Origin of the sequence: Mesorhizobium sp. B3-1-9 (assembly GCF_006439595.1) — a bacterium.
Classification (GTDB): domain Bacteria; phylum Pseudomonadota; class Alphaproteobacteria; order Rhizobiales; family Rhizobiaceae; genus Mesorhizobium.
This window is the reverse complement of sequence record NZ_VFTJ01000013.1, coordinates 141,439-148,181: the sequence shown is the minus strand read 5'-3', so window position 1 is coordinate 148,181 and position 6,743 is coordinate 141,439. Positions and strand designations below refer to the sequence as shown.

Here is a 6,743-nt window from a genome sequence, read left to right as displayed (position 1 = left end):
CCGTGCAGGGCAAATATTTGGGGTACACCATATGAGAAAGTTTCGATAACCTAAATGAAGACTACTCTCTGATGTTATTGATAAGTTGAAAGAAGATAAAATGAATGACCCGCCTGAAGTGCAAGACTTCGTTGTTGAGGATGTTCTGGAACTCACCGATTATTCCGAGTATGGAGCTGTAGTTACCATAGTCGACGTAGGAGGGAGACGTGTTCGCCTTCATGTCAGCATCATCAGAGGTGAACTGCTTTGCGAGCGGATTGCTGACGCGCTGGAGTGCCGGTACGGGACATAAACCTTCGAACACCGAGCGAATGCCCCGATCATTGAATATCCGGATGCGAGTTCAATGGCAAAACAGCGTCGCGGAGACGATCTGTGCTTGCAGGACTTGGCAGACGCGGCGGAGTCCGGCGCCGATAAGGCGCCCGGAGCTGCTATTGGTCGGTCTCGGCTCTGACACTTAGCCGAACACCACCTTGTGCTCATGCTCGTTCTTGGCAGTTCCCGCCGTTTCGAAATGCACCCCAAAATGGCTGCTTATGGCGCGACCCGGACCGTACTGCGTTGGACGCATCGGTCCGCTCTTCAGCACGTTCCCCAAACGGACAGTCAGTTGTCGGCCCCATTCCGGTCGAAGCAGGGAAACCGATGCATTGAATCAGCTTTGCCGCTGCTTAAACGCGCACATCATTTGGGGATGCGGATCTCAGGCGGAATTTCCCCTTATCGTCAATGTCCAATTCCGGGCCGGGCTCCTTTGCAACCAAAACCTCACGGGCACGTTGTGTTTCGGTCCGCAATCAGGAGGAGGATGCCGTGAACGGAATAATCTATCTTGTTGGCCTCGTCGTGATCGTTTTGTTCATTCTATCATTTTTTGGACTTCGGTAAGATCATGGCCAAAATAGCCCCCACGGAAAGCGCTGCAGTGACCCCAAAAGTGGCTACATCGTCCTATCTTGAGTGGGGAGGCATATTTGGCGGGGGTGTCATCGCTTGCGCCATTTCGGTGGTTCTTCTGCAATTCGGGTCGAGCGCTGGTTTGGCGCTGGGTTCTCCGACTCTTCCCAACGGTGGCGCCTCCTGGAATGTGCTGGTGGCCGGGCTGTGGGTAGTTATCGTTGCTATAGCAAGTTCCGCAGCCGGCGGTTATGTAGCTGGACGGATGCGCACGCGCTGGGAAGATAGCAACCAAAGTGAAAGCGAATTCCGCGACGGCATACACGGCATCGCAGTCTGGGCCCTAGCGACACTTGGAGCAGCGTTTTTCTTGGCAATGATTGGTGGGCACGGCGCAGCCGCCGTGGTCAATCGCCCCGACGCGCAACTCAACGAAAGCACGGTGCGCCTTTCAGCCCACATAACTGCCATTTTTAGCTTTGCGACTGCTGCAGGCTCCGCGCTTGGCGCTGCGGCAGCATGGTTTGCAGCGATTGCCGGGGGTGAACACCGCGATGAGGGGATCGCTTTTCACCACGTCGTACCGGTTTTCTTGCGCAAGCGTTAGTGCAAAACAATGCACTCGCCCGGCCGGCAAAGCCAACCGCAGCTGTTCCAAGGTCATAGAGATCATCCGTTGGAGAGTGTCTACTTGTCGCCAAACTTGGCCAATACCGGACGGGCTGAAAACGGTCCCGGAGCCGACGATATCATCCCGGTCTGTTTCTCCGACGTCCTTCCAAAGACCCTCGCCGGCGCCTGGAGATAGGCCGTCACGCCATCGAAGCGGGTCGCTAGTCCTTCTTTCAGACGATCGAAATCCCTTCCGGGGAAGAGTTGACCTTGGTGTAACAGCATTTGGACGAGGTACATAGTAATCACCGCTATGCTGCGGATCTGAGGAGGTTGCTTTCGAGGAGAGTGATCTTCGACTAGCCTGACGAGGCAAAAGGAATACGGGCGGCGCTCGCCCGTATTCTCACAGTTAGCGATCTCAGGCCAAATGCATGTGCTTGGACTTTCGCTCGCCGCCTTTTTCAGCTTCTTGAGGCGTCTCTTACTCCCTCGCATGAGTTAAAATGCGAAATACCGGCCAATGGGCAATCGCTTCACGCAATCTGCTGAAAAGCTTGCCTTCCTTGTCGCCGGCAGATCGGACCTGAACGGCAGCCCATCCGGCCTTCATGGTCCCGCCGACGTGGCAGTGGCAAACAATCGCGTGCAGTTGCCAATCCGTTAGCTCGAAGAAGCGTTTCGATTCGCCATAGGTATCGTTCTTCAGTCCTTGCGCGCGCAATATTGGATCGGCGAAAGCGATGCTGAGCGCGGAGTCCAGGGACCGCGCCTTGTCACGCACGTCCAGGGTCATGTATTCCGTCCCGGGGAAGGCGGCGAGGCACCGCTCGGGATTTCGCTCGAGCAGCATGGCCCAATGTTCCAAACGCTGACGCCGCGCCATAGTCGGAAAGGATACTTCGACTTCCGCGACCTCATGCAGTTCTTCAAGTGTCTGATGTTTCATGGCCGTCTCCTGTTGGCGAGGCGCTCTGCCTGCAGAATGCACAGGGCGGAATGGGCCTCGGTCGTCCCTATGCAGGCGAACCAGCAGTCCGTCGGGAAGTTCCATTGGCCAGGAAATTTGACAGTGTGCCTGCTTCAATTTCCCGCTGTCTCTGTGCCTTGGACCATCCCGTGCAACGAGCTACTGCGATGCTTCGACCAGCCGTTGGAGCAATGGGTAATCCTTCAGGTCCTTGTAAGGCGTGAGATCTAACTCCCATGGCACGCAGCGAAGCTGTTCCTCATCGATCGCTTTCTCGTGCCCCTTGATGACGCTTTGGTAGTGCCGCCAGGTCAGGCCAGCCCCTCTCACCGCATCTCTTTCGATGCGCGAGGCAATTTGATGGGCGTGCAGATAATGAAGCCGCAACTCGTCCAAGAGAGCTTTTTCAACAATTTCGTGGCACACCAGAAATGGTTCGAGCCGCACGTCCCTGCCTCTCCACCTGATGGTGCGCGGCAGATGTCGGTCGATGTAAATCGTCGTTGCATCCCTGCTGTACCCAGCAATGTAGCGAATATCGAACTCGTGGCTGATCCTAACTCGTCGATGAAGCGCAGAAACGACATCAGACAGAACGAGGTCGCTAATATCTTCAGAGCTATGACGGACCTCGTCGGCTAATTTCAAGTCCGCTCCCGCGTTTTCCAGTCTAAGCGCCCGCCACACGGGCGAGCGCTTAGCGATGATTTTTTTATTTGTTGACGATGATGCGCTGCTTGTCCCGGTTTTGGGCGTAAGTGGCCTTGTCGTAGGCAGTCTGCGCCTCCAGCTGGTCCTTGGTGAAGTTCGTATAGAGGTAACGGTTGCCGTTCTTGTCGGTCATGAACTTGAGGTTCTCCATACCGACGGCGACCTTCTTTTCGCCAATGCCCAGAAAGCCCCCTACATCAACGATTATTGTGTCGACCTTCTTGTCACCAGTCAGGATGACGTCGCCAATCTCGCCGACCTTCGCATCATCTGCGCCATAGACGTTGGTTCCGATCAGATTTGCCGCACTGATTTTGTCTGACGGCATTTCGGTCAAGGTCGACTTGTCAATCGAGGCCGTCGCAGTGGTATCGGTTTTGCCATTGGCCGCCTGGCTGTCGGCCGTGCTGTTGGTGGGTGGGGACGTCGACGCTGCCGCGGTATCATAAGCCTTCGTATCGAAATTAGGTTGAGCTTTGAGCTCATCCTTCGTCGTCTTCGCGACTAACCAGCGATCGCCCTTCTTGTTGACCCATTCAAGCTTGCTGAAATCATAGGCCACATTCTTTTCCCCCACGCCAAGGAACCCGCCGACGCCAATGACGACAAGTTTGGCGTTCCCGTCTTTGTCGAGGACGATGTCATTAACATCGCCGATTTTCGCAGCGTCATCAGCGGTGCTGTCATAGACCGCGGCTCCCATGATCTTGGAGACGAGCTTGCCATCAGTGACCGGGGCAACAACCTCCGTCTGGATAGCGGGCTTGCTGGTATTTGCGGCGTGGGCACCCGCCGTGCAGAGCGCCGTCGACATGAGAGCAGCCGTCGCGGCCGTAACTAGTATCTTGCGGATCATTGGTGAAATTCCTCCTGTTGCCTGGTCGATTGACGTCGGGATCTGCCAACGTCAGTTCATCCAACGAAAGGAACCGCCTTACGTTCCGGGAGGGGCCAATGGTCGCAACCGGCCCCAGACCGAAGGCTCACGCAGAAATAGGCGCGCGGCTATTCCTGCGGCCGGTGCAATCCCATGGCCCGCCGGCAGCATAGTCTTCTTGAGGGTTTTTCAAGCGGTGGCCTTCCGCGAGCTGGCTCTCAATTGACATCCGAGCGCCACTCTGACCTTGCCCTGATGGATAGTTCGCCAGCACGGTCCCAGCCGGACAAGACGCGCCTTTATTAGCGTTCACTCATTCCAGAACGCCAGGATTTCCAGTTCGGCTTGGAGCCGATGCACCGAACCGCATCGATCTGATTGACAAGCGCGGCCGTTTACGAGCTTTCGACCTTGCACGGGTTTACCTCCCCCAACGAAGACAATCCCGAACTTGGTCCACGGGGAAAGTTCCTCGGCATCCAAAACGTAAAACGCCGGTCTAAACGCTGAGAGGCAGAGGGTCTCTGCATGTTCTCACTTGACCTGCGAAGGGCATGTTGACCGCCACAGGAAAGAGTGCGTTATGAGGTTCCTTGCTGGCGTTGACGGCGCGCTAGGGAACCATACCGGCGGCGGCCCGTCCGAGACCCGTTGCCTGTTCTGCCGACAGGAACTCGAGCCTCATGCGATAGCTTTCCGCGCAGGCGAGCGGCGCTTGCCGCCGGTCTTGGACGTGCACTTGCGCTTTGAAAGGTGCGCAAGCAGAGCCGCCAAACCCATCGCATTGAGAACGCGCGTCCTGGGGACACCTCCCTTGCGGGCCATCTCGACACCCCAATGCATGTGGTCGAGTTCGCGGATTGAATGAGCGTCCGGATTGATGCTGAAGATGCAGCCGTAGTCGAGTGCCTTTTGATGCCACCGCCAGTCGAGATCGAGCCGCCACGGATGCGCGTTGATTTCGACAGCGACGCCATATCTCGCGCACGCTCTGAGGACCTTGTCGATGTCAAGCTCATAGCCGGGGCGACGCAACAACTGGCGACCGGTCATGTGCCCGATGATTGTCGTCAGAGGGTTCGCGATTGCCTGGATGATACGATCCGTTTGCTCTTGCTTAGGCAACTTGAAGCGGCTGTGCACGCTCGCCACAACAAAATCAAACTGCTTCAAGACGTGATCCGGATAGTCAAGCGAGCCGTCGGCTAGGATGTCTGCCTCGATGCCCTTCAGGATATGGAATTCTCCACCGTAGTTCGTGTTCAACCGATCGGCTTCGCGGTGCTGTTCGGCAACCTCCTGCGATGAGAGCCCACCCGCGTAGTGGGCCGACTGTGAATGGTCGGCGACACCATAGTACTCGAACCCACGCTTGCGGGTCGCTTCAGCCATTGCCTCAAGCGTTTCGGTGCCATCGGATGCGGTCGTGTGAGAATGCAGGATGCCATGCAGATCTTCATCCCGGACGAGAGTAGGGAGGTGCCGCCTCGCTGCCTCCTCAATCTCGTCCCTGCCTTCGCGTAGTTCGGGTTCAATGAACTGCAGGTCCAACGCTTCGTAGATTTCCTCCTCTGTCGCTGATGCGATCAGCTTTTTCCCGCGGTAGAGCCCATCGGGTCTGAGGGCGAACCCCCTCTCGGTCGCATACATCTTCAACTGCTCAAGATGGGCCGCCGAACCGGTTGCTTCGAGTAAGCTCGCGCCAAAGTGCTTCTTGTCCGTGACGACAAGCCTGAGGGTGGACTGCTCGATTTCGATCGGCTGCTTTCCCAGCGCTACCAGCGCGAGGTCGGCAACAAGTTCGCAACCGCGCCGGAAATCACCGGCGATTTTCACGCGCGAAAACTCCGGATGCTCTTGCTTCACGGATACAACTGCATGCTCGAGGAGAGCGGCGGCCTTATGCAGGTGAAGCTGTGTTTCGCCGCTTCGCGCTATAGCCAGGTTCTGCAGAATCTTTGTCTGAAGCGAAGCACCGAGGCCTTTAAGTGGCCGGATGCGATCTGCCTTTGCTGCGGCTTCGAGCTCAGCCAACGAGTTCACGCCGAGCGCCCGATGAAGTTTCAGGATCTTGTCGGGCCGAAGCCCAGGCACGGCAAAAAGCTCCATCACACCTGCTGGCACCTCCTCGCGCAGCTTCTCAAGGCGTGGATGCGTGCCCGTTTCATGGAGCTTGCGCACAATGTCTGCGATTGCGTCACCGATTCCCGGGATCCTGGTGAGGGCGCCTGCGGCGATGAGCCGATCGAGCGGCTGCGACAACGCAGCCAGACTATCGGCCGCGCGTAAGTAAGCCTTGGTGCGATAGGGATTGTCCCCGCGCAGTGACGTGCGATGTGCATATTCCCTTAAGAGGCTGGCGACTGTCCGCGGATCGGTTTTTGCCATGGTCGAGGCAAACGGGGCCAATCTTCGCAGGTTCCATTCAGGCCAAGGCAGCGACGCCCCTAATCCAGTCTTGCTGTCTTTCGCGGAATGGGGCTACAGATCTGGCAACGATTGGTCAGCTCGGTCCCACCCCGCCAGGGATTTGCTGGCTGCGCGTTTCTTTAATTCAGCAGCGTCGCCGACATGGAAATGCGAGGGCGCATCTATCGTCTTCATCTCCGCCCAGGTGATCGGCGCCGCGATCGGAGCGCCCGGTCGGGACCTTGCGCTGTACGGCATGAT

6 protein-coding genes are annotated in these 6,743 nt (G+C 57.1%); 1 reads left to right on the top strand and 5 read right to left on the bottom strand.

Features of this window, described 5'->3' with window-relative positions; translation table 11 throughout:
• Positions 1–898: 898 nt before the first annotated feature.
• Positions 899–1,510 carry a hypothetical protein gene (locus FJW07_RS21980; RefSeq protein ID WP_140645661.1) on the top strand — a complete coding sequence of 204 codons (612 nt, stop codon included), beginning with the start codon at positions 899–901 and terminating at the stop codon, positions 1,508–1,510.
• A 489-nt stretch (positions 1,511–1,999) separates the two neighbouring features.
• Here FJW07_RS21980 and FJW07_RS21975 read toward each other — a convergent pair whose 3' ends face one another.
• The 5 genes from FJW07_RS21975 to FJW07_RS32390 all read right to left on the bottom strand — a co-directional run bounded on the left by FJW07_RS21975 (position 2,000) and on the right by FJW07_RS32390 (position 6,740).
• Positions 2,000–2,464 (bottom strand): hypothetical protein, encoded by a 465-nt coding sequence (locus tag FJW07_RS21975; RefSeq protein ID WP_140645662.1) that lies wholly within the window; start codon positions 2,462–2,464, stop codon positions 2,000–2,002.
• A gap of 180 nt (positions 2,465–2,644) precedes the next feature.
• Complete coding sequence (locus FJW07_RS21970; protein ID WP_181182695.1) at positions 2,645–3,133, bottom strand: hypothetical protein; 489 nt, start codon at positions 3,131–3,133, stop codon at positions 2,645–2,647.
• 64 nt (positions 3,134–3,197) lie between these two features.
• Positions 3,198–4,052, bottom strand: coding sequence for a PRC-barrel domain-containing protein (locus FJW07_RS21965; protein ID WP_140711037.1), 855 nt, complete (start codon positions 4,050–4,052; stop codon positions 3,198–3,200).
• A 702-nt stretch (positions 4,053–4,754) separates the two neighbouring features.
• On the bottom strand, positions 4,755–6,461 hold the full coding sequence (locus tag FJW07_RS21960; protein WP_140858747.1) for a DNA polymerase/3'-5' exonuclease PolX: 1,707 nt from the start codon (positions 6,459–6,461) through the stop codon (positions 4,755–4,757).
• A 93-nt stretch (positions 6,462–6,554) separates the two neighbouring features.
• On the bottom strand, positions 6,555–6,740 hold the full coding sequence (locus FJW07_RS32390) for a hypothetical protein (RefSeq protein ID WP_348639917.1): 186 nt from the start codon (positions 6,738–6,740) through the stop codon (positions 6,555–6,557).
• Between the last annotated feature and the right edge of the window lie 3 nt (positions 6,741–6,743).

Excerpts from the sequence above, each read along its gene's own strand:
- FJW07_RS21975 (WP_140645662.1), bottom strand. The coding sequence starts at position 2,464 with ATGAAACATCAGACACTTGAAGAACTGCATGAGGTCGCGGAAGTCGAA.
- FJW07_RS32390 (WP_348639917.1), bottom strand. The coding sequence starts at position 6,740 with ATGCCGTACAGCGCAAGGTCCCGACCGGGCGCTCCGATCGCGGCGCCG.
- FJW07_RS21960 (WP_140858747.1), bottom strand. The coding sequence starts at position 6,461 with ATGGCAAAAACCGATCCGCGGACAGTCGCCAGCCTCTTAAGGGAATAT.
- FJW07_RS21965 (WP_140711037.1), bottom strand. The coding sequence starts at position 4,052 with ATGATCCGCAAGATACTAGTTACGGCCGCGACGGCTGCTCTCATGTCG.
- FJW07_RS21980 (WP_140645661.1), top strand. The coding sequence starts at position 899 with ATGGCCAAAATAGCCCCCACGGAAAGCGCTGCAGTGACCCCAAAAGTG.